Here is a 19050-nt window from a genome sequence, read left to right as displayed (position 1 = left end):
GACGTGGTGCGACGCATCTTCTGGATGGCGGTCGGCGCCGGCGCCACCGTCTGGGCCATGAACAAGGCCAACGAGGCCGTGCACCGGCTCACCCCGGACAGCCTCTCCGGCACCGCCGCGCGCGGTGCGCTGCAACTGGGCGACCTGGCCAAGCAGTTCGCCCAGGACGTGAGGGCCGGCATGGCGGAGCGCGAGGAGCAGCTGAAGGACGACCTCGGACTGCACGGCACCGCGGTGGTGGAGCCGCGCGCCGACCGCCAAGTCCTGCGCGGCGAGCCGCAGTACCGAGCTATCTCGGCGGCGCCCGGTAGCCCGGCCGCCGCCCTGCCTCCGTCCCGCGCCCGCTCGCTACCCGGCGGCGCCCGCACCACCCCCCAGACCGCTGAAGAAACGCCCCGCCGCGCCCTGCCGCGCCGGGGCGGCACCCCGAACCGGAAGGACCACTAATGGAGTCGGCTGAGATCCGCCGCCGCTGGCTGCGCTTCTTCGAGGAGCGCGGCCACACCGTCGTTCCGTCGGCGTCCCTGGTCGCCGACGACCCCACCCTGCTGCTCGTCAACGCCGGCATGGTGCCGTTCAAGCCCTACTTCCTGGGCGAGGTCAAGCCGCAGTTCTCGCGCGCCACCAGCGTCCAGAAGTGCGTGCGCACCCTGGACATCGAGGAGGTCGGGAAGACCACCCGGCACGGCTCCTTCTTCCAGATGTGCGGCAACTTCTCCTTCGGCGACTACTTCAAGGAAGGAGCCATCAAGTTCGCCTGGGAGCTGCTCACCACTCCCGTCGCGGACGGTGGCTACGGCCTGGAGAAGGAGAAGCTCTGGATCACCGTCTACAAGGACGACGACGAGGCCGAGCTGATCTGGCGTGACGTCATCGGCGTGCCCGCGGAGCGCATCCAGCGCCTGGGCATGAAGGACAACTTCTGGTCGATGGGCGTCCCCGGCCCGTGCGGCCCGTGCTCGGAGATCAACTACGACCGCGGCCCCGCGTACGGCGAGGAGGGTGGCCCGGCCGTCAACGGCGAGCGCTACCTGGAGATCTGGAACCTGGTCTTCATGCAGTACGAGCGCGGCCACGGCGACGGGAAGGACGGTTTCGAGATCCTCGGCGACCTGCCGAGCAGGAACATCGACACCGGTCTCGGCCTGGAGCGCCTGGCGGCCATCCTCCAGGGCGTCGACAACCTCTTCGAGATCGACACCAGCCGGATGATCCTCGACCGCGCCGCCGAGCTGACCGGTCACGCCTACGGCGCCGACCACAAGGCGGACGTCTCGCTGCGCGTGGTCACCGACCACATCCGCACCGCGCTGATGCTGGTCGGCGACGGCGTCACCCCGGGCAACGAGGGCCGCGGCTACGTGCTGCGCCGCATCCTGCGCCGCGCCATCCGCAACATGCGGCTGCTCGGCGCCACCGAGCCGGTGGCCAAGGAGCTCATCGACGTCGCGATCAAGGCGATGGCCCCGCAGTACCCCGAGCTGGAGACCGACCGCAAGCGCATCGAGACGGTCGTCATCGGCGAGGAGGCCGCCTTCCTCCAGACCCTGAAGGCCGGCACCAACCTGCTGGACGTCGCGGTCACCGAGACCAAGCAGGCCGGCGGCGCGGTGCTCTCCGGCGAGCAGGCGTTCAAGCTGCACGACACCTACGGCTTCCCGATCGACCTCACCCTGGAGATGGCCGAGGAGCAGGGCCTCCAGGTGGACGAGGCCGGCTTCCGCCGCCTGATGCAGGAGCAGCGGGACCGCGCCAAGGCGGACGCCAAGGCCAAGAAGATGGGCCACGCCGACGTCGCCGCGTACCGCGAGGTCGCCGACAAGTCCGGCGCCAGCGTCTTCACCGGCTACAGCCTGACCGAGGGCGAGGCCACCGTGGTCGGCCTGCTGGTGGACGGCGTTCCGTCGCCGGCCGCCTCCGAGGGCGACGAGGTCGAGATCATCCTCGACCGCACCCCGTTCTACGCCGAGGGCGGCGGCCAGCTCGCCGACCAGGGCCGGATCCGGCTGGAGTCCGGCGCGGTGGTGGAGATCCGCGACGTGCAGCAGCCCGTCCCGGGCGTGATCGTGCACTCCGGCGGGGTGCTGTTCGGCGAGGTCGTGCTGGGCGCCTCGGCGTACGCCACGATCGACACCGAGCGCCGCCGGGCGATCGCCCGTGCCCACTCGGCCACCCACCTGACCCACCAGGCGCTGCGCGACGCGCTCGGCCCGACGGCCGCCCAGGCCGGTTCGGAGAACGCCCCCGGCCGCTTCCGCTTCGACTTCGGCTCGCCCGCCGCCGTTCCGGGCAGCGTGCTGGTCGACGTCGAGCAGAAGATCAACGACGTGCTGGGCCGCGAGCTGGAGGTCACCGCCGAGATCATGACGATGGACCAGGCCCGCAAGGCCGGCGCCATCGCGATGTTCGGCGAGAAGTACGGCGACGAGGTCCGGGTCGTCACCATCGGCGACTTCTCCAAGGAGCTGTGCGGCGGCACCCACGTCGGCAACACCGCCCAGCTGGGCCTGGTGAAGCTGCTCGGCGAGTCCTCGATCGGCTCCGGCGTGCGCCGGGTCGAGGCGCTGGTCGGCTCCGACGCCTACCGGTTCCTGGCCCGTGAGCACACCGTGGTCTCCCAGCTCACCGAGCTGGTCAAGGGCCGCCCGGAGGAGCTGCCGGAGAAGATCTCGGGCATGCTCGCCAAGCTCAAGGACGCCGAGAAGGAGATCGAGCGCTTCCGCGCCGAGAAGGTGCTGGCCGCCGCGGCGGGCCTGGCCGACTCGGCCGAGGACGTGCACGGCATCGCCGTGGTGGCCGCGCAGGTCGCCGACGGCGTGGGCGCGGACGAGCTGCGCAAGCTGGTCCTGGACGTGCGCGGCCGGCTCGGCTCGCGCCCGGCCGTGGTCGCCGCGTTCACCGTGGCGAACGACCGCCCGCTGACCGTGATCGCCACCAACGAGGACGCCCGCGGCCGCGGCATCAAGGCCGGCGAGCTGGTCCGGACCGCCGCCAAGACCCTCGGCGGCGGCGGTGGCGGCAAGGACGACGTCGCCCAGGGCGGCGGCTCCAACCCGGCCGCGGTCGGCGAGGCCATCGCCGCGGTGCGCGGCCTGGTCGCGGAGCGCGCCAGCTGATGGAGATCGGGGAGGGGTCCTGGAGGCCCCCGTTCCGGCGGGGCCGGCGGATCGCCGTCGACGTCGGGGACGCCCGGATCGGGGTCGCGTCCTGCGACCCCGACGGGGTGCTCGCCACCCCCGTGGAGACCGTCCCGGCCGGGGTGAAGTCGCAGGCCAGGATCGCCGCCATCGTCGACGAGTACGGCGCGATGGAGGTGATCGTCGGGCTGCCCCGCTCGCTCAGCGGCAAGGAGGGCCCGGCGGCGGAGAAGGTGCGGGCGTACGCGGCGCGACTGGCCACCCGGCTCTACCCGGTGCCGGTGCGGCTGGTGGACGAGCGGATGTCGACCGTCACCGCGACCCACGGGCTGCGCGCCTCGGGGGTCAAGGCGAAGAAGGGCCGCTCGGTGGTCGACCAGGCCGCCGCGGTGGTGATCCTCCAGACCGCCCTTGAGTCCGAACGGGTGAGCGGACGCCCGCCCGGTGAGAGCGTCGAGGCGGGCGGCTGACCGGCCTGGTTTAACGTCCCGATGAGGGGTCCGTGCGGACGCGTTCGCACGGACCCCTTTTTCGCTGGTTTCCGTGTCCGATTCGGATCGTTCTGTACCGATCCGGATCGGCCTGGGATCGCCGAGGGGACGCGAGCCATGACCGACCAGGACTTCCACCCGGGGCTCACGCCCGGACACCTGGGCGCGCCGGTACTGGAACCGGAGGGCCGTCCGCCGGGCGCGCCCCGTCCGCGCTTCGATGCGCCGGATCCGCACCGACGGCGTAACCGACTGGCCTGCGGGCTCACCGCGTTCGCGCTGATCGCGGTGTTCGGCGGGATCGGGCTGACCGGCTACAGCTGGTTCCAGGCGCAGCGCAGGCCCCCGGCCGCGGCCGACTTCGCGGGGCAGGGCACCGGCAGCGTCCAGGTCTCGGTGCCGGAGGGCGCCGGGCTGTCCCAGATCGCGTCCGCGCTGGTGCGCAACGGGGTGGTGGCCAGCTCGCTCGCCTTCACCCGGGCGGCCAAGGGCAGCGCGGCGGCGGCCGGGCGGATCCAGCCCGGGACGTACACGCTCAAGCTGCGGATGTCGGCCGCGGCGGCGCTGGCGGTCCTGATCGACCCGGCCAACGCCAACGGCCTGACCATCCCCGAGGGCTGGCGCGGCTACCAGATCTACGAGGCCATCGACAAGAAGCTGAACCTGCCCGCGGGCACCACCCAGAAGATCGCCCAGGAGCAGGGCGCCGAGCTGGGCCTGCCGGACTTCGCCAACGGCAGCCCGGAGGGCTACCTGTTCCCGGCGAAGTACAGCGTCACCGAGGGCACGACCCCCCTCGACCTGCTGAAGCAGATGGTGGACCGGGCCGGCAAGGAGTTCACCCGGGACGACGCCGCCGTGGTCGCGCCGAACCTGGGGCAGACCGTCTACGGGCTGATCACCGTGGCCAGCATGGTCCAGGGCGAGGCCGACAACACCGAGGACATGGGCAAGGTGGCCCGGGTGATCTACAACCGGCTGGCCAAGGGCATGCCCCTCCAGCTGGACTCCACCATCAACTACGCGCTCGGCCGGTCGACGCTGAACACCTCGGTGACCGACACCCGGCTGGACTCCCCGTACAACACCTATCTGCACCCCGGGCTGCCGCCGACCCCGATCTCCAACCCGGGGCGGCAGGCGATCATGGCGGCGCTGGACCCGACGCCCGGTGACTGGCTGTACTTCGTCACCGTCAAGCCGGGCGACACGCGGTTCACCGACAGCTTCGACGTGCAGCAGCGCAACGTGGCGGAGTTCAACGCCAACCGGGCGGCGGCCAAGCCCAGCACCTCCGGCTCCTCCGGCCCGGCCTCCCCGGCGGCCCCGGATCCGGGCGCGGGAGGCTCCGGCTCGGGTGCGGCGACTCCGTGACGGTCTTGTGCGCCCCCGGTGAGATCGCTCACCGACCGTGCGTCCGCCCGGCCGGGGGTAAGGCTGCGGTACGGTAACGTCTCCCTCCAGGCGCTGCGCTAGCACGCCGGTTCGAGAATCAGCCGGGACGACGCCGTCCCGGACGGCCGGTTCGATCCTCCGGTCGTCACTGTCGGTTAAGGGGATCGATGACCGATCTGGGTGGGGGCTACGGCCCCCAGGGCGAGCCGTGGCACCCCGGTGATCCTGGGCACGACGGCCGGCAGCCGGTCCCCGGCCAGCAGGACGGCCAGTGGCAGCAGCAGTACCCGCAGCAGGGTCAGCAGGTCCAGCAGCCGTACGGGGACGTGCAGCCGGGGTACGCGCAGCAGCACCAGCAGCAGATGATGGCGCAGCAGCAGGGCTACCCGCAGCAGCAACACCAGCAGCAGATGATGCAGCAGCAGGGCTACCCGGGCGGTCAGCAGGGGTTCGTCCAGCAGCCGCGGTACCCCCAGCAGGGGTACCCGCAGCAGGTGCAGCAGGGGTACGGGCAGCAGCTGTCCCAGCAGCAGGTGCCGGTGCAGCAGCAGGGCTACCCGCAGCAGGGCTTCCCCGGCGCCCAGCAGCAGGTCCAGCAACAGCAGGCTCAGCAGCCACAGCAGCAGGTTCAGCCGCAGCACGCCCAGCAGCAGGTCCCGCCGCAGCAGCCGGCTCCCGCGCCCGCTCCGGCCGGCGGCCCCGGCCCGGACGGGATCGACTGGGAGGCCGAGGCCGCCGCGCTGGAGGCCGGCGTCGGCCCGGCGGGCGGTGCGCACGAGGCCGGGACGGGCGAGTGGGACGGCCACGAGGACGGCCGCCACCCGCACGACGGATACCCGGACGAGTACACCGGGGCCGAGGAGACGGGCTTCCTCGGGGAGCGGGACGAGTCCCGCGAGGCGCAGAAGAAGCGCAAGGAGAAGGGCAAGAAGTCGGGCCGCCGCAACGGCGGCGCCTGCCTGCTGGCCTCCGTGGTGCTGCTCGGTGCGGTGGGCGGGGCCGGCTGGTGGGGCTACGGCTTCTACCAGAAGCACTTCGGCCCGGCGCCGGACTTCACCGGCGAGGGCACCGGCTCCGTCCAGGTCGAGGTCAAGAAGGGCGCGGTCGGCGGGCAGATCGGCCTGGCGCTGAAGAACGCCGGCGTGGTCAAGAGCGTCGACGCGTTCAACGAGGCCTGCAAGGCCGAGCCCAAGTGCGGCACCATCCAGTACGGCTACTACGGGCTGAAGAAGGAGATGCCGGCCGCCGCCGCGCTCAAGGAGCTGCTCGCCCAGGCGGGCGGTGCGGCGATCGTGGTGCCGGAGGGCAAGAACTCCAGCGAGATCTACGCCATGATCGACGGCAAGCTGAAGCTGGAGAAGGGCACCACGGCGGGCGTCGCCCAGGCGCAGGTCGCCGAACTCGGCCTGCCGGCCTACGCGAACGGCAACATCGAGGGCTTCCTCTGGCCGACCCGCTACAACATCGCCGAGGGCATGAAGCCCGAGGACCTGCTCAAGCAGATGGTGAAGAACGCCACCGAGAAGTACGCCAACCTGGACTCCCAGGCCGCCTCGGTGGGCCTGAAGAACGGGTACGAGGTGCTCATCGAGGCGAGCATCCTCCAGCGCGAGGGCAACAACCCGGCGGACTTCGCCAAGATGGCCAAGACGATCCAGAACCGGCTGGCGGCCGGCGGCGAGATCAACCACCGGCTCGGCATGGACACCACGCTCCAGTACTCGCTGAACCGCAAGGACCTCGACCGCAAGGACATGGACGACGCGTCCAACAAGTACAACACCTACATCAACCCGGGCCTGCCGCCCGGGCCGATCTCCAACCCCGGTGACGACGCGCTCAGCGCGGTGCTGCACCCGGCGGACGGGAAGTGGCTGTACTTCATCGCGATGTCCCCGACCGAGACCCGGTTCGCCGAGACGAGCAAGGAGCACTACGCCAACGTCAAGGAGTACTGCCAGTCGGCCGGGCAGGGCTTCGACGAGGCGCGCGGCCACTGCACCACCAAGAAGTAGCCACGGGCCGGACGAGGGTCCGGCAGTCCTCGGAGAGGCAGCGTTGACCAGCAAGCACCGGGCGGCCGTCCTCGGCTCGCCGATTGCCCACTCGCTCTCGCCGGACCTGCACCGGGCCGCCTTCGCGGCGCTCGGGCTGGACGGCTGGCGCTACGACCGCTTCGAGGTGGACGAGGCCGGGCTGCCCGGGTTCGTCGCCGGCCTGGACGAGGCCGAGTGGGCCGGGCTGTCGCTCACCATGCCGCTGAAGCGGGCGGTCATCCCGCTGCTGGACGAGGTCAGCGCCACGGCCCGGGCGGTGGACGCGGTGAACACCGTGGTGTTCACCGCCGACGGCCGCCGCACCGGGGACAACACCGACGTCCCCGGGCTGGTCAACGCGCTGCGCGAGCGCGGGATCACCGAGGTGCCCGAGGCGGCCGTGCTGGGCGCCGGGGCCACCGCCTCCTCGGCGCTGGCCGCGCTCGCCCAGGTCTGCACCGGCGAGGTGACGGTCTACGTGCGCAGCGCCGGGCGGGCGCGGGAGATGGCCGAGCTGGGCGAGCGGCTGGGCGTGGCCGTCCGCACCGCCGACTGGGAGCGCGGGGCCGAGGCGCTGGCCCGGCCGCTGACCGTCTCCACCACGCCGGTCGGCGCGACCGACGCCTTCGCCGAGGCGCTGCCCGCCGAGCCGGGCGCGCTGTTCGACGTGCTGTACCACCCCTGGCCGACGGCGCTGGCCGCCGCCTGCGCCGGGCGCGGGGCGACGATCCTGGGCGGGCTGGACCTGCTGGTGCACCAGGCGGTGCTGCAGAGCGAGGCCTTCACCGGGCGGACGCCCGGGCCCCTGGCGGCGATGCGCGAGGCGGGGGAGAAGGCGCTCGCCGGGCGCTGAACCGGGGGCCTACCTGACGGAGTCGGGGCCGGATCGCGGTCCGTAGCTGTCCGTCACCCGGACTGTGCTCCCGGGGGCGGCCGGGGCATGAAAGGATTCGGACAGAAGGCACGCCCGGGCGGGCCCCGGCGGTGCCGAGGTCCGGTCCGCTGATGAAGGAGCTCCGTTGGGTACGTTGCGCTGGCTGACGGCGGGGGAGTCGCACGGCCCCGCACTCGTCGCGACGCTGGAAGGCCTGCCCGCCGGTGTACCGGTCACCACCGACGTGGTGGCCGACGCGCTGGCGCGCCGCCGGCTCGGTTACGGCCGCGGGGCGCGGATGAAGTTCGAGCAGGACGAGGTGACCTTCCTCGGCGGCGTCCGGCACGGGCTCACCATGGGCAGCCCCGTCGCGATCATGGTCGGCAACACCGAGTGGCCGAAGTGGGAGCAGGTCATGTCGGCCGACCCGGTCGACCCCGAGGTGCTGGCGGGCCTGGCCCGCAACGAGGCGCTCACCCGCCCCCGGCCCGGCCACGCCGACCTGGCCGGCATGCAGAAGTACTCGATCGACGAGGCCCGTCCGATCCTGGAGCGCGCCAGCGCCCGGGAGACGGCCGCCCGGGTCGCGCTCGGCGCCGTCGCCCGCGCGTACCTGCGCGAGGTGGCCGGGATCGAGATCGTCAGCCACGTGGTCGAGCTGGCCGCCGCCAAGGCGCCCGCCGGTGTGGTGCCGCTGCCCTCGGACGAGGCCCGGCTGGACGAGGACCCGGTGCGCTGCCTGGACGCCGACGCCTCGAAGGCGATGGTCGCCGAGATCGACCAGGCCCACAAGGACGGCGACACCCTCGGCGGGGTGGTCGAGGTGCTGGCGTACGGGGTGCCGGTGGGCCTCGGCTCGCACGTGCACTGGGACCGCCGGCTGGACGCGCGGCTGGCCGCCGCGCTGATGGGCATCCAGGCGATCAAGGGCGTCGAGGTCGGCGACGGCTTCGAGCTGGCCCGGGTGCCGGGCTCCAAGGCGCACGACGAGATCGTCCCGACCGCCGAGGGCGTCAAGCGCACCTCCGGCCGTTCCGGCGGCACCGAGGGCGGTCTGACCACCGGCGAGGTGCTGCGGGTGCGCGCCGCGATGAAGCCGATCGCCACCGTGCCTCGGGCCCTCCAGACCCTGGACGTGCGCACCGGCGAGCCGGCCAAGGCGCACCACCAGCGCTCGGACGTCTGCGCGGTGCCGGCCGCCGGCATCGTCGCCGAGGCGATGGTCGCGCTGGTGCTGGCCGACGCGGTGAACGAGAAGTTCGGCGGCGACAACGTCTCCGAGACCCGCCGCAACGTGCAGGGCTACCTCGACAACCTGATCGTCCGATGACGAGCCCCCTCGTGGTGCTGGTCGGCCCGCCCGGCAGTGGCAAGTCCACCGTCGGGCGGGCCCTGGCCGAGCGCCTGGGCGTGGGCTTCCGGGACACCGACGCCGACGTCGAGGCGACGGCCGGCAAGCCGATCCCGGAGATCTTCATCGACGAGGGCGAGGCGCACTTCCGCGAGCTGGAGGCCCGCGCGGTGCGCGCGGCCGCCGAGGGGCACGGCGGAGTGCTGGCGCTCGGCGGCGGCGCGGTGATGGCGGAGGCCACCCGCGAGCTGCTGCGCGAGCTGCCGGTGGTCTTCCTGGAGGTCCCGCTCGGCGACGCGGTCAAGCGGGTCGGCCTGGACGCCCCGCGCCCGCTGCTGGCCGTCAACCCGCGGGCCCGCTGGCGCGAGCTGATGGAGGCCCGCCGCCCCCTCTACCTGGAGGTGGCCACCGCCGTCGTCGACACCGCCGACCGCACCCCCGAGCAGGTCGCGGACGCCGTACTGGAAGCACTGGAGCTGAAGACCCCCCATGACTGACACCACCGTCAGGATCCACGTCGGCGGCAGCGCCGGCCACGACCCGTACGACGTGCTGATCGGGCACCAGCTGCTCGGCGAGCTGGCGCCGCTGATCGGCGCCCAGGCCAAGCGGGTCGCGATCATCCACCCGGAGGCGCTGGCCGCCACCGCCGACGCGATCCGCGAGGACCTGGTCGCCGAGGGCTACGAGGCCATCGCGCTCCAGGTGCCCAACGCCGAGGAGGCCAAGAGCGCCGAGGTCGCCGCGTACTGCTGGTCGGTGCTCGGGCAGACCGGCTTCACCCGCAGCGACGTCATCGTCGGCCTCGGCGGCGGCGCCACCACCGACCTGGCCGGGTTCGTCGCCGCCACCTGGCTGCGCGGGGTGCGCTGGGTCTCCATGCCCACCACGCTGCTCGGCATGGTCGACGCGGCGGTCGGCGGCAAGACCGGCATCAACATCGCCGAGGGCAAGAACATGGTCGGCGCCTTCCACCCGCCGGTGGGCGTGCTGGCCGACCTCGGCACCCTGGAGACCGTGCCCAAGCACGACTACGTCTCCGGCCTGGCCGAGGTCATCAAGTGCGGCTTCATCGCCGACCCGGCCATCCTCGACCTGATCGAGACCGACCCGGAGGGCGCCAGGACGCCGGCCGGACCGCACACCGTCGAGCTGATCCGCCGGGCCATCCAGGTCAAGGCCGACGTCGTCTCCGGGGACCTCAAGGAATCCGGGCAGCGCGAGATCCTCAACTACGGCCACACCCTCGGGCACGCCATCGAGCGCAACGAGCGGTACAAGTGGCGGCACGGCGCCGCGATCTCCATCGGCATGCTCTTCGCCGCCGAACTCGGCCGCCTGGCCGGGCGGCTGGACGACGCGACGGCCGACCGGCACCGTACCGTGCTGGCCTCGGTCGGCCTGCCGCTGAGCTACCGGGCGGACGCCTGGCCGAAGCTGCTGGACGCGATGAAGATCGACAAGAAGACGCGCGGCGACCTGCTGCGCTTCATCGTGCTGGACGGCCTGGGCAAGACCTCGGTCCTGGAGGGCCCGGACCCGTCGCTGCTGGTCGCCGCGTACGCGGAGGTCTCGGCGTGACCAGGGTGATGGTGCTCAACGGCCCCAACCTCGGCCGGCTGGGCAGCCGCGAGCCGGACGTCTACGGCGCCACCTCGTACGCCGGGCTGGTCGAGCGCTGCACCGCGCTGGGCCGGGAGCTCGGCTTCGAGGTCGAGGTGCACGAGACCAACTCCGAGCAGCGGATGGTGGAGTGGCTGCACGAGGCGGCCGACGGGAAGGTGCCGGTGGTGATCAACCCCGGTGCCTTCACCCACTACTCGTACGCGATGCGGGACGCCGCGGCCCAGCGCACCGCACCGCTGATCGAGGTGCACATCTCCAACCCGTACGCGCGGGAGACCTTCCGCCACAACTCCGTGATCGCCGCGGTCGCCTCCGGCACCATCGCCGGCTTCGGGCTCGGCTCCTACGAGCTGGCGCTGCGCGCGCTGGCCGAGCGGCTCACCACGCGCTGAGGGCCCGCCCTGCCGGTCAGCGCGCACCCGGGAACGGGCGGCAAGAGGGGCCCGGGCACCGGCCCGGCGGCGGACTGTGCCCGCCGCCGGGCCTGCGTGTAATGTCCCCGCTGAGAGGTGTCGGGAGGTGGGAGCCGTGGCGCAGTACGCCGGAGGCGGGCAGGTCCCGCCGCGTCCTGTCGCCCCGCCGGTGCCGCCGGGGGGCGGAGCGCGGGGGACGTCGTCGGGGGCGCAGGCCTCCCCTCCGTCCCCGCCGGTCCGGCCGGCGCCCGCCGCTCCGGCCGCGCCCGGGCCCACCGGGTGCCCCGCTCAGGCTCCGGCCCCCGCCGCCCGTCCGGCTCCGGCTCCGGCCCCCGCCCCGCCGGCCCCCGCCCCGCCGGCCCCGCCGGCCGCGCCCGCCCCGGCGCCGAGCGCGCCGCTGGCCGCCGGGGGCACCGGGCACTTCGTGCTGCCCCCCGGCGCGCCCGTCCAGCTGCCGGCCCAGCCTCCGCAGCCGCACGCGCCCAGCGGGCCGATCGCCGTGCTGCTGATCGGACCGGCCGGGGCCGGCAAGACCACCGTCGCCCGCCACTGGGCCGAGCGGCGGCCCACCCCGACCGCGCACATCAGCCTGGACGACGTCCGCGAGTGGGTGCAGGCGGGCTTCGCCAACCCGCAGTCCGGCTGGAACAACGCCTCCGAGGCGCAGTACCGGCTGGCCCGCCGCACCTGCGGCTTCGCCTGCCGCAACTACCTGGCCAACGGCATCTCCTGCATCATCGACGACGCCGTCTTCCCCGACCGCCCGGCGATCGGCCTCGGCGGCTGGAAGCGGCACATCGGCCCCGGCATGATCCCGGTCGTGCTGCTGCCCAGCCTGGACTCGGTGCTGCGCCGCAACGCCCGGCGCAGCGGCACCCGCCGCCTCGGTGACGAGGAGGTGGCCCGCATCCACGGACGGATGGCCGGCTGGTACAACTCCGGGCTGCCGATCATCGACAACTCCGCCCTGGACGTCGCCGGCACGGCCGCCGAGCTGGACCGGGTGATCCTGGCCCGGCTGATGGGCGTCCCGGTCCGCTGACCGGTACCGCCCGGGACCGTCGGTGCCGGCTGCGATGATGGACGGGTCCTGTCGCTGCGCCCGGAGGAGCTGACGCCCGTGCCGGAAGGCCACATCATCCACCGCCTCGCCATCGAGAACCGCAACGCCTTCGGCGGCCGTCCGGTCCGGGTCTCCAGCCCCCAGGGCCGCTTCGCCGACGAGGCCAAGGTGATCGACGGGCAGGTGCTCACCGAGTCGGAGGCCACCGGCAAGCACCTGTTCCTCGGCTTCGAGGAGGGCGCCTGGGTGCACGTCCACCTCGGTCTGTACGGCGGCTTCACCTTCGGCAGCGGCCCGGCGCCCGAGCCGGTCGGGCTGGTCCGGCTGCGGCTGGAGAACGAGGACGGCTACGCCGACCTGCGCGGTCCCAACACCTGCGCGCTCGTCACCGAGGAGCAGAAGGCGGCCGTCGCCGCCCGCCTGGGCCCCGATCCGCTGCGCGCCGACGCCGACCCGGAGGCCGCCTGGCGGCGGATATCGGGCAGCCGGACGACGGTCGCGGCGCTGCTGATGGACCAGAAGGTGCTGGCCGGGGTGGGCAACGTCTACCGGGCCGAGGTGCTGTTCCGCCACGGCATCGACCCGTACCGGGCCGGGCGCGACCTCAGCCGGCCCGAGTGGGACGCGATCTGGGCCGACCTGGTCGCCCTGATGCGCGAGGGCGTCACCGCCGGCCGGATCGACACCGTCCGCCCCGAGCACACCCCGGAGGCGATGGGCCGCCCGCCCCGCGTGGACGACCACGGCGGCGAGGTGTACGTCTACCGGCGGGCCGCCATGCCGTGCCTGGTCTGCGGCACCGACGTGCGGACGGAGGAGCACGCCGCCCGCAACCTGTTCTGGTGCCCGGCCTGCCAGGCGGCCTGAGCGCGCTGCGGCCCCCGTGGCCGGAATGTCCCTTCTGACCTGCGACGATAGATCCGGTGCCGGTCGGCCGGCCGGCACCCACGTGGAACGGAAGGAACCCCCATGATCTTCATCACCGTCAAGTTCCCGGTCCGCCCCGAGCGGGTCGACGGCTGGCTGGACCTGGTCGACGAGTTCACCCAGGCCACCCGCAACGAGCCCGGCAACCTCTTCTTCGAGTGGTCCCGCAGCGTCGAGGACCCGCACGAGTTCGTCCTGGTCGAGGCGTTCCGCGACGGTGAAGCGGGCAAGGCGCACGTGGAGTCGGCGCACTTCGTCAAGGCCATGGAGGACCTGTCGTACGCGGTGTCCGCCAAGCCGCGGATCGTCTCGACCGAGATCCCCGGCATGGACGGCTGGGCGGAGATGGGCGAGATCACCCCCCGGTGACATCCGAGTGCCCCTCAGGCCGGTCGCCCAGCCCGTAGGCTGGGGCCGACCGGCCGGAGGGAGCAGCGATGGAGCGGCACGAGGTGGTCAACACCGTGTCGGGCGCCACAGTGGGCGGGCACCTGGTGCAGGCCGGGACGATCGGCTCGGTGCACCTCCACGAGCGGCAGCGGCCGCCGAGACCGCATCAGATCCGTCCGACGCACGGACTCTTCGTCAACCGGGAGCCGGAACTCGCCGCGCTGACCGAGGCCCTGGAGCGGGTCCGGGCGGGTGGGCTCGGGCTCGTGGTGTTCACCGGCCTGGGCGGGGTCGGGAAGACCGAACTGATCGTCAGGTTCGCCGAGGAGCACCGGGAGCACTTCCCCGACGGGGACCTCTACGCCGACCTGAGGGCCTACCGGCACCGTGGCGGGGTGGACCTCCCCGAACTGCTGGCCGGCTTCCTGCGCGCCCTGGGCACCGAGCCGCCGGCCGTGGAGGCCGAGCGCTTCACGGCGTTCCGCACCGCCACCGCCGAGCGCCGCTGCCTCTTTTTCCTCGACAACGTCGAGCACGCCGCCGAGGTCCGCGCGCTGCTCCCGTCCAGCGGTCTGGTGGTGGTCGCGAGCCGCCGGCGGTTGTCCGCGCTGCGGATGGACGGCGCGGAGGTCCGGCAGCTCGGGCCGCTGAGTGCCACGGCGGGCGCCGAGCTGGTGCGCGGCTGGGTGGGCTCCGGGCGGGGCACCGACGGGGAGCTGGCGGAACTGGTCGAGCTGTGCGGCGGCCTGCCGCTCGCGCTGAACGCGGTCGGCAGCCAGCTGCTGGACCGCGACGGCCTGGCGGTCGACCGGGTGGTGGCCGAACTGCACGACCGGGAGGGCAGGTTGGCGATGCTGGAGGAGGAGAGCGACCTCGGCGCGACGTACGACCTGGTCTACGAGCGGCTGACCGAGGAGGGCCGGGCGCTCTACCACCTGATCGGCGTGCACCCCGGCCCCTTCGTGTCCGCCGAGCTGGCGCGTGCCGTCGGCGTGCGGCGGCCCGAGCGGGCGATCAAGGAGCTGCGGGGCGTCCACCTGCTGGACGAGGTGAGGGACGACGACCGCGAGGACCGCTTCCGGGCGCACGACGTGGTCCGGCTGCACGCCTTCGGCCGGTCGCGGGATCTGCCCGACCGCACCGAACTCCTCGCCGGTGTCGTGGCGTACTACCGGGGCCGGGCCTCGCTCGCCGACCGGGCGATGTCCGAGCGCAGGCTCCGCGTGCAGGAGCCGAGCGGCGACGGCCTGCCCGGCTTCGCGTCCGGGAGCGCGGCCCTGGAGTGGCTGTACGCGGAGCGGGCCGACTTCCGCGCGGTGGTGGAGGAGGCGGCCGAGCAGGGGTGGCACGGCGAGGTGTGGCGGCTCTGCGAGTCGCTCTGGCTGCTCTACCAGGGCCGCAAGCTCTACCAGGACTGGATCGCGACCCACCGGCTGGGCATCGAGTCGGCCCAGTGGGACAACCGGCCGGACGCCGTGGTCCGGATGCGCAACCAGCTGGCGCGCGCCCACCAGGAGCGCGGGGAGCACCGGCTCGCCGCCGAGCAGTTGGCGCTGGCCACCGAGCTGGTGCCGCTGGTGGCCGACCGTCAGGTGGTCGGGGTGCTCCACGAGACGGACGGTCTGCTCTGCCTGGCCGACGGACGCCCGGCCGACGCGGTGCAGCGGTTCACCCTGGCGCTGGAGGCGAACCGGGGCGACGCGCACGGCGAGATCGTCCAGAGCTACAACCTGGCACAGGCGCTGATCGCCGACGGGAGCCCGCGGGAGGCGCTGACCCTGCTGGCCGAGGCCACCGCCCAGGCGGAGCGGACCCACGACGAGGACATGGCGATGAAGCTGCCGCTGGTCCGCGCCCGGGCCCATCGGGCGCTCGGCCGGCTCGATCTCGCCGTGGCCCAGGCCGAGGAGTGCGCCCGGCGGGCCGAGGAGCGCGGCTACCCGGCGAAGGAGGCGCAGGCCCACACCCTGCTCGTGGCCCTCGCCGAGGAGCGGGGCGACGAGGAGTCGGCGGAGCGCAGCCGCGCCCGGCTGCGGGAGCTCGCGGGCTAGGGTCTGTCGGGCCCTGTCCGGCCCAGTCCGGGCGTGGCGGTCACTGCCTGGCGGTCACGGCCCGGTGCGGAACGACACCCGGGTGCGGTGGTCGCCGGTGCGGATGGTGAGCCCGTGCTCGGGGAGGCCGGCCGGGTCGCCGCCGTCGGTGAGCCAGCAGGACACGGCGGCGCCGAGCAGCAGTGGGTCGACGCCGGGGTCGGGGTTCTCCCAGTCCGCTTCGGCGCGGGCCTCCAGGAGGAGACCGCCGCGCAGCCGCAGCAGGTGGCGGGCCGGGCCGAGCGCGGCCACCGCGACCGCCAGGCCGGGGAGTTCGGTCGCGGAGTCGGTGAGCCAGCGGGTGGCGGGGACCTCGGCGTGGACCTCGGTCCGGGCGAGGACCTCGGCGGTGTAGCGCAGGGCGTCGCCGGGGTGGTCGTCGGTCAGGGCGTGGAAGCCGCGCGGGGTGTGGTCGCCCGGGTCGAAGGGGTAGCGCCGCAGGCTCACCTCCGTCCCCTCGCTCTTGCCCTCGACGTCGTACGCGGTGGGCCGTTCGGTTCCGGGCAGCGGCACGGGCCTGGGGTAGGGCGGCAGGGCCGGTTCGTCCGCGGGTTCGTCCAGCCGGTCCAGGAAGGAGTAGAGCAGCGGGCGCAGCAGCCGGGCGGACTCGCCGCGGTGGGCGAGCGAGCCGTCGGTGATCCCGCGCAGGTCGGCCGGGTCCCGGGCGAGGGCCTGTTCGACCTGGGCCGCGAGGTCGCCGTCGGGGTCGAGGGCGGGTGCGGCCTGGCCGAAGGCGTAGCTGGGGGAGTGCGGGTCGAGTTCGCCGGAGCCGGTGGCCACGAGCACGGTGGGGCGTTCCAGGGCGGCGCCGTAGAAGGAGACCGAGCCGTGGTCGCCGATCAGCAGGTCGGCGGCGACGAGGGCGGTCTGCCAGCCCTGCTGGGGCGGGATCAGGCGCAGGCCCATCCGGCGGGCGCCGTCGAGCAGCGCCTCGGGGTCGTGCCGGCTCCAGATGTTGGGGTGCAGCACGACGGCGACGGTGTACTCGTCGGCGGGCAGCCGGCGGACCAGCTGCTGGGGGAGGTCGGGGCGGCGGCCGAATAACGAGTGCTCGCTCCAGGTGGAGTTGACGACGACGAGCCGCCGCCCGTCGACGGCGCCGAGTGCGGCGCGGTAGCCGTCCCGGGAGCGCCGGCTGGCGAGCATCCGGTCGAAGCACGGATCGCCGACGACCCGGGCGACGTCCAGGGCCTCGGGGCAGGAGGCCCGCAGCCGGTCCAGCTGTTCGGGGTGGGAGAGGCCGAGGACGTCCACGAACACCCGTCCGCGGTGGGTGAGTTCGTTCCTGGACAGGCCGGCGGCGCTGACCGTGTCGCCGGTGGACTCGGTGACCAGGCGGTTGTAGCCGGCGCCGTGCGGGAGGACGACGAGGCGGGCGTCCAGGCGGTGCATGGAGGAGTGGACGGCGCAGGCGACGGCCAGGTCGAAGCGGCGGCGGACGGCGTCCTCCCAGTCCAGCACGGTGAAGCCGGGCAGGCCGTGCAGGTACTCGTCCAGGGCGCGGTCGGCGAAGGCGGAGCCGGGGTTGACGGTGAAGTACCGCTCGACGCCGTCGGGGTTCAGGAGGGTGAGGACGTCCAGGACCCGGGTGGCCGAGGTGAGGGTGCGGGCGACCGCCAGCACGCGGGCCCTGACCGGCCGGGTGTTCCAGCGGTCGGCGGGCCAGGCGTGGGGGTGGGACGGCACGCCATGATCGTACTCATCCGGTCCGGCGGCGGCGCGCCCTCGCCGGAATCCGGCCGGTTCCGGGTGTCGGTCGGCCGGGCGGCGGGGTGCGGCGGCGGGCCCTGTGATCCTGGACACCCGCGCGTGCGCCGGGCCTTGCACGGGTCGGACCCGGCCCCTACGGTGTAGCCCGCCGTGGTGCTCGGGAATTCCGGTGACGGACCTTCAGGGGTCCCAGCCCGGAGCGGCCCTCGCCACTGTGATCGGGTCGTTCCTCCGTCCGCGGAGGAACGCCGTCCGTACCCATGGAGCCACTGGGCGCCTCGCGCGCCTGGGAAGGCGGGTACGGGCTTTCCCGTAAGCCAGGAGACCGGCCACGGCATCTCACGAGGTTTTCCACGAGGTGCTGGAGCGTGATCCGCAGATGACCCTGCCCGAAATCTCTTCCGCCGGGGCGAAGCCGGCCCCCTCCGTGCTGCCCGCGTTCGCGTGGCGGCGGGAGGACACCGTCCGCACGGCCGGGCTGATGGCGGTGATCCTGGCCCTGCACGTGGTGGCCTTCGGCACCCTGGTCTTCCTGGTCGCGCCCGAGCGGTACGAGGTCGGCACCCAGGTCTTCGGGGTGGGCCTGGGCGTCACGGCGTACACCCTCGGCATGCGGCACGCCTTCGACGCCGACCACATCGCGGTGATCGACAACACCACCCGCAAGCTGATGGCGGACGGGAGGCGGCCGGTCTCGGTGGGCTTCTGGTTCGCCCTCGGGCACTCCTCGATGGTGGTGCTGATGGCCGCCCTGGTGGCGGGCGGGGCGCAGCTGGCGAACACCCTGATGGACGACGAGTCGACCACCCACAAGTGGCTCGGCGTCGTCGGGACGACCACCTCCGGCGTGTTCCTCTACCTGATCGGCGCGCTCAACCTGGCGGCGCTGCTCGGCATCGTCAAGGTGTTCCGGGCGATGCGGGCCGGGCAGTTCGACGAGAAGGAGCTGGAGGCGCACCTCGACTCGCGCGGCTTCATGGCCCGGGTGCTGAACCGGGCGACGCGTTCGATCACCCGGCCGGGGCAGATGTTCCCGGTGGGGATGGTGCTGGGCCTGGGCTTCGACACCGCGACCGAGGTCACCCTGATGGTGATGGCCGGTTCGGGGGCCGCCTCGGGGCTTCCCTGGTACGCGATCGTCTGCCTGCCGCTGCTGTTCGCGGCCGGGATGAGCCTGTTCGACACCCTGGACGGGACGTTCATGAACTTCGCCTACCAGTGGGCGTTCGCCAACCCGGTGCGGAAGGTGTACTACAACCTGACCATCACGGGGCTGTCGATCGCGGTGGCCTTCGTCATCGGCACCATCGAGCTGGTCGGGGTGCTGCACGAGAAGCTGGACCTGACCGATCCGGTCACCGGGTTCGTCGCGGACATCTCGCTGGACAACGTCGGCTACGCGATCGCCGGGCTGTTCGTGGTGGTCTGGGCGATCGCGATCGGGTACTGGAAGCTCGCCCGGGTGGAGAAGCGCTGGACCCCCACCGGGGAGTCCTGAGGCGCCCCCCCCGGCCGATGTGGCCGGATCGAGCGGTCGCGCGGGGGCG

Annotated in this window: 17 protein-coding genes and 1 riboswitch; of the genes, 15 read left to right on the top strand and 2 right to left on the bottom strand. The window is 73.4% G+C overall.

All coding sequences use genetic code 11. From position 1 onward, the window contains the following. Window positions 1-3 precede the first annotated feature (3 nt). The 4 genes from ACZ55U_RS14095 to mltG (ACZ55U_RS14080) all read left to right on the top strand — a co-directional run bounded on the left by ACZ55U_RS14095 (window position 4) and on the right by mltG (ACZ55U_RS14080) (window position 5002). Window positions 4-447: a DUF6167 family protein gene (locus tag ACZ55U_RS14095; protein WP_465525953.1), complete on the top strand. Its 444-nt coding sequence runs from the start codon at window positions 4-6 to the stop codon at window positions 445-447. Further along, a complete protein-coding gene (gene alaS, locus ACZ55U_RS14090; RefSeq protein ID WP_465525951.1) occupies window positions 447-3116 on the top strand; it encodes an alanine--tRNA ligase in 2670 nt (889 codons plus the stop codon). The genes ACZ55U_RS14095 and alaS overlap by 1 nt, the downstream gene beginning before the upstream one ends. Next, on the top strand, window positions 3116-3607 hold the full coding sequence (ruvX, locus tag ACZ55U_RS14085) for a Holliday junction resolvase RuvX (RefSeq protein WP_465525949.1): 492 nt from the start codon (window positions 3116-3118) through the stop codon (window positions 3605-3607). The genes alaS and ruvX overlap by 1 nt, the downstream gene beginning before the upstream one ends. A 138-nt stretch (window positions 3608-3745) precedes the next feature. Then, the gene (gene mltG, locus ACZ55U_RS14080) at window positions 3746-5002 is read left to right on the top strand and encodes an endolytic transglycosylase MltG (protein ID WP_465525947.1); all 1257 of its coding nucleotides are present in this window, start codon (window positions 3746-3748) and stop codon (window positions 5000-5002) included. 176 nt (window positions 5003-5178) lie between these two features. On the opposite strand, the gene ACZ55U_RS14075 is transcribed toward mltG (ACZ55U_RS14080), so the two are convergent. Next, a complete protein-coding gene (locus tag ACZ55U_RS14075) occupies window positions 5179-5664 on the bottom strand; it encodes a hypothetical protein (protein ID WP_465525945.1) in 486 nt (161 codons plus the stop codon). On the opposite strand from ACZ55U_RS14075, the gene mltG (ACZ55U_RS14070) reads away from it, so the two are divergent. From mltG (ACZ55U_RS14070) to ACZ55U_RS14025, 10 genes are all read left to right on the top strand, one after another. After that, window positions 5563-7038 (top strand): endolytic transglycosylase MltG, encoded by a 1476-nt coding sequence (gene mltG, locus ACZ55U_RS14070; protein ID WP_465525943.1) that lies wholly within the window; start codon window positions 5563-5565, stop codon window positions 7036-7038. The two genes, ACZ55U_RS14075 and mltG (ACZ55U_RS14070), sit on opposite strands and share 102 nt — an antisense overlap. 43 nt (window positions 7039-7081) lie before the next feature. Further along, window positions 7082-7912 carry a shikimate dehydrogenase gene (locus tag ACZ55U_RS14065; RefSeq protein ID WP_465525941.1) on the top strand — a complete coding sequence of 277 codons (831 nt, stop codon included), beginning with the start codon at window positions 7082-7084 and terminating at the stop codon, window positions 7910-7912. A 166-nt stretch (window positions 7913-8078) separates the two neighbouring features. Next, window positions 8079-9263: a chorismate synthase gene (gene aroC / locus ACZ55U_RS14060; RefSeq protein WP_465525939.1), complete on the top strand. Its 1185-nt coding sequence runs from the start codon at window positions 8079-8081 to the stop codon at window positions 9261-9263. Beyond that, window positions 9260-9781: a shikimate kinase gene (locus ACZ55U_RS14055; protein WP_465525937.1), complete on the top strand. Its 522-nt coding sequence runs from the start codon at window positions 9260-9262 to the stop codon at window positions 9779-9781. The genes aroC and ACZ55U_RS14055 overlap by 4 nt, the downstream gene beginning before the upstream one ends. Further along, entirely contained in the window at window positions 9774-10865 is a 1092-nt protein-coding gene (aroB, locus tag ACZ55U_RS14050) for a 3-dehydroquinate synthase (protein ID WP_465525935.1), read from the top strand. Before ACZ55U_RS14055 ends, aroB begins: the two co-directional genes overlap by 8 nt. 8 nt (window positions 10866-10873) lie before the next feature. Next, the gene (aroQ, locus tag ACZ55U_RS14045; RefSeq protein WP_465526016.1) at window positions 10874-11302 is read left to right on the top strand and encodes a type II 3-dehydroquinate dehydratase; all 429 of its coding nucleotides are present in this window, start codon (window positions 10874-10876) and stop codon (window positions 11300-11302) included. A 127-nt stretch (window positions 11303-11429) separates the two neighbouring features. Continuing rightward, window positions 11430-12365, top strand: coding sequence for an AAA family ATPase (locus ACZ55U_RS14040; protein ID WP_465525933.1), 936 nt, complete (start codon window positions 11430-11432; stop codon window positions 12363-12365). A gap of 78 nt (window positions 12366-12443) precedes the next feature. Further along, complete coding sequence (locus ACZ55U_RS14035; protein ID WP_465525931.1) at window positions 12444-13253, top strand: Fpg/Nei family DNA glycosylase; 810 nt, start codon at window positions 12444-12446, stop codon at window positions 13251-13253. Window positions 13254-13355: 102 nt separating this feature from the next. After that, on the top strand, window positions 13356-13682 hold the full coding sequence (locus ACZ55U_RS14030; protein WP_465525929.1) for a putative quinol monooxygenase: 327 nt from the start codon (window positions 13356-13358) through the stop codon (window positions 13680-13682). Window positions 13683-13750: 68 nt separating this feature from the next. After that, window positions 13751-15754, top strand: a complete 2004-nt coding sequence (locus ACZ55U_RS14025) for an AAA family ATPase (protein WP_465525927.1) — start codon at window positions 13751-13753, stop codon at window positions 15752-15754. Window positions 15755-15808: 54 nt separating this feature from the next. On the opposite strand, the gene ACZ55U_RS14020 is transcribed toward ACZ55U_RS14025, so the two are convergent. Further along, window positions 15809-17479, bottom strand: coding sequence for a hypothetical protein (locus tag ACZ55U_RS14020; RefSeq protein WP_465525925.1), 1671 nt, complete (start codon window positions 17477-17479; stop codon window positions 15809-15811). Between the two features lie 158 nt (window positions 17480-17637). Continuing rightward, window positions 17638-17851: riboswitch (cobalamin riboswitch) on the top strand. Between the two features lie 31 nt (window positions 17852-17882). On the opposite strand from ACZ55U_RS14020, the gene nicT reads away from it, so the two are divergent. Continuing rightward, entirely contained in the window at window positions 17883-19001 is a 1119-nt protein-coding gene (gene nicT, locus ACZ55U_RS14015; protein WP_465525923.1) for a Nickel transporter NicT, read from the top strand. The last annotated feature ends 49 nt before the right edge of the window (window positions 19002-19050 follow it).

Source organism: Kitasatospora sp. NPDC034533, assembly GCF_055575155.1.
The sequence above is the reverse complement of the archived record's forward strand: the minus strand, read 5'-3'. Positions and strand labels throughout refer to the sequence as shown.

Excerpts from the sequence above, each read along its gene's own strand:
- alaS (WP_465525951.1), top strand. The coding sequence starts at position 447 with ATGGAGTCGGCTGAGATCCGCCGCCGCTGGCTGCGCTTCTTCGAGGAG.
- ruvX (WP_465525949.1), top strand. The coding sequence starts at position 3,116 with ATGGAGATCGGGGAGGGGTCCTGGAGGCCCCCGTTCCGGCGGGGCCGG.
- mltG (WP_465525947.1), top strand. The coding sequence starts at position 3,746 with ATGACCGACCAGGACTTCCACCCGGGGCTCACGCCCGGACACCTGGGC.
- ACZ55U_RS14055 (WP_465525937.1), top strand. The coding sequence starts at position 9,260 with ATGACGAGCCCCCTCGTGGTGCTGGTCGGCCCGCCCGGCAGTGGCAAG.
- aroB (WP_465525935.1), top strand. The coding sequence starts at position 9,774 with ATGACTGACACCACCGTCAGGATCCACGTCGGCGGCAGCGCCGGCCAC.
- aroQ (WP_465526016.1), top strand. The coding sequence starts at position 10,874 with ATGGTGCTCAACGGCCCCAACCTCGGCCGGCTGGGCAGCCGCGAGCCG.
- ACZ55U_RS14030 (WP_465525929.1), top strand. The coding sequence starts at position 13,356 with ATGATCTTCATCACCGTCAAGTTCCCGGTCCGCCCCGAGCGGGTCGAC.
- ACZ55U_RS14025 (WP_465525927.1), top strand. The coding sequence starts at position 13,751 with ATGGAGCGGCACGAGGTGGTCAACACCGTGTCGGGCGCCACAGTGGGC.
- nicT (WP_465525923.1), top strand. The coding sequence starts at position 17,883 with ATGACCCTGCCCGAAATCTCTTCCGCCGGGGCGAAGCCGGCCCCCTCC.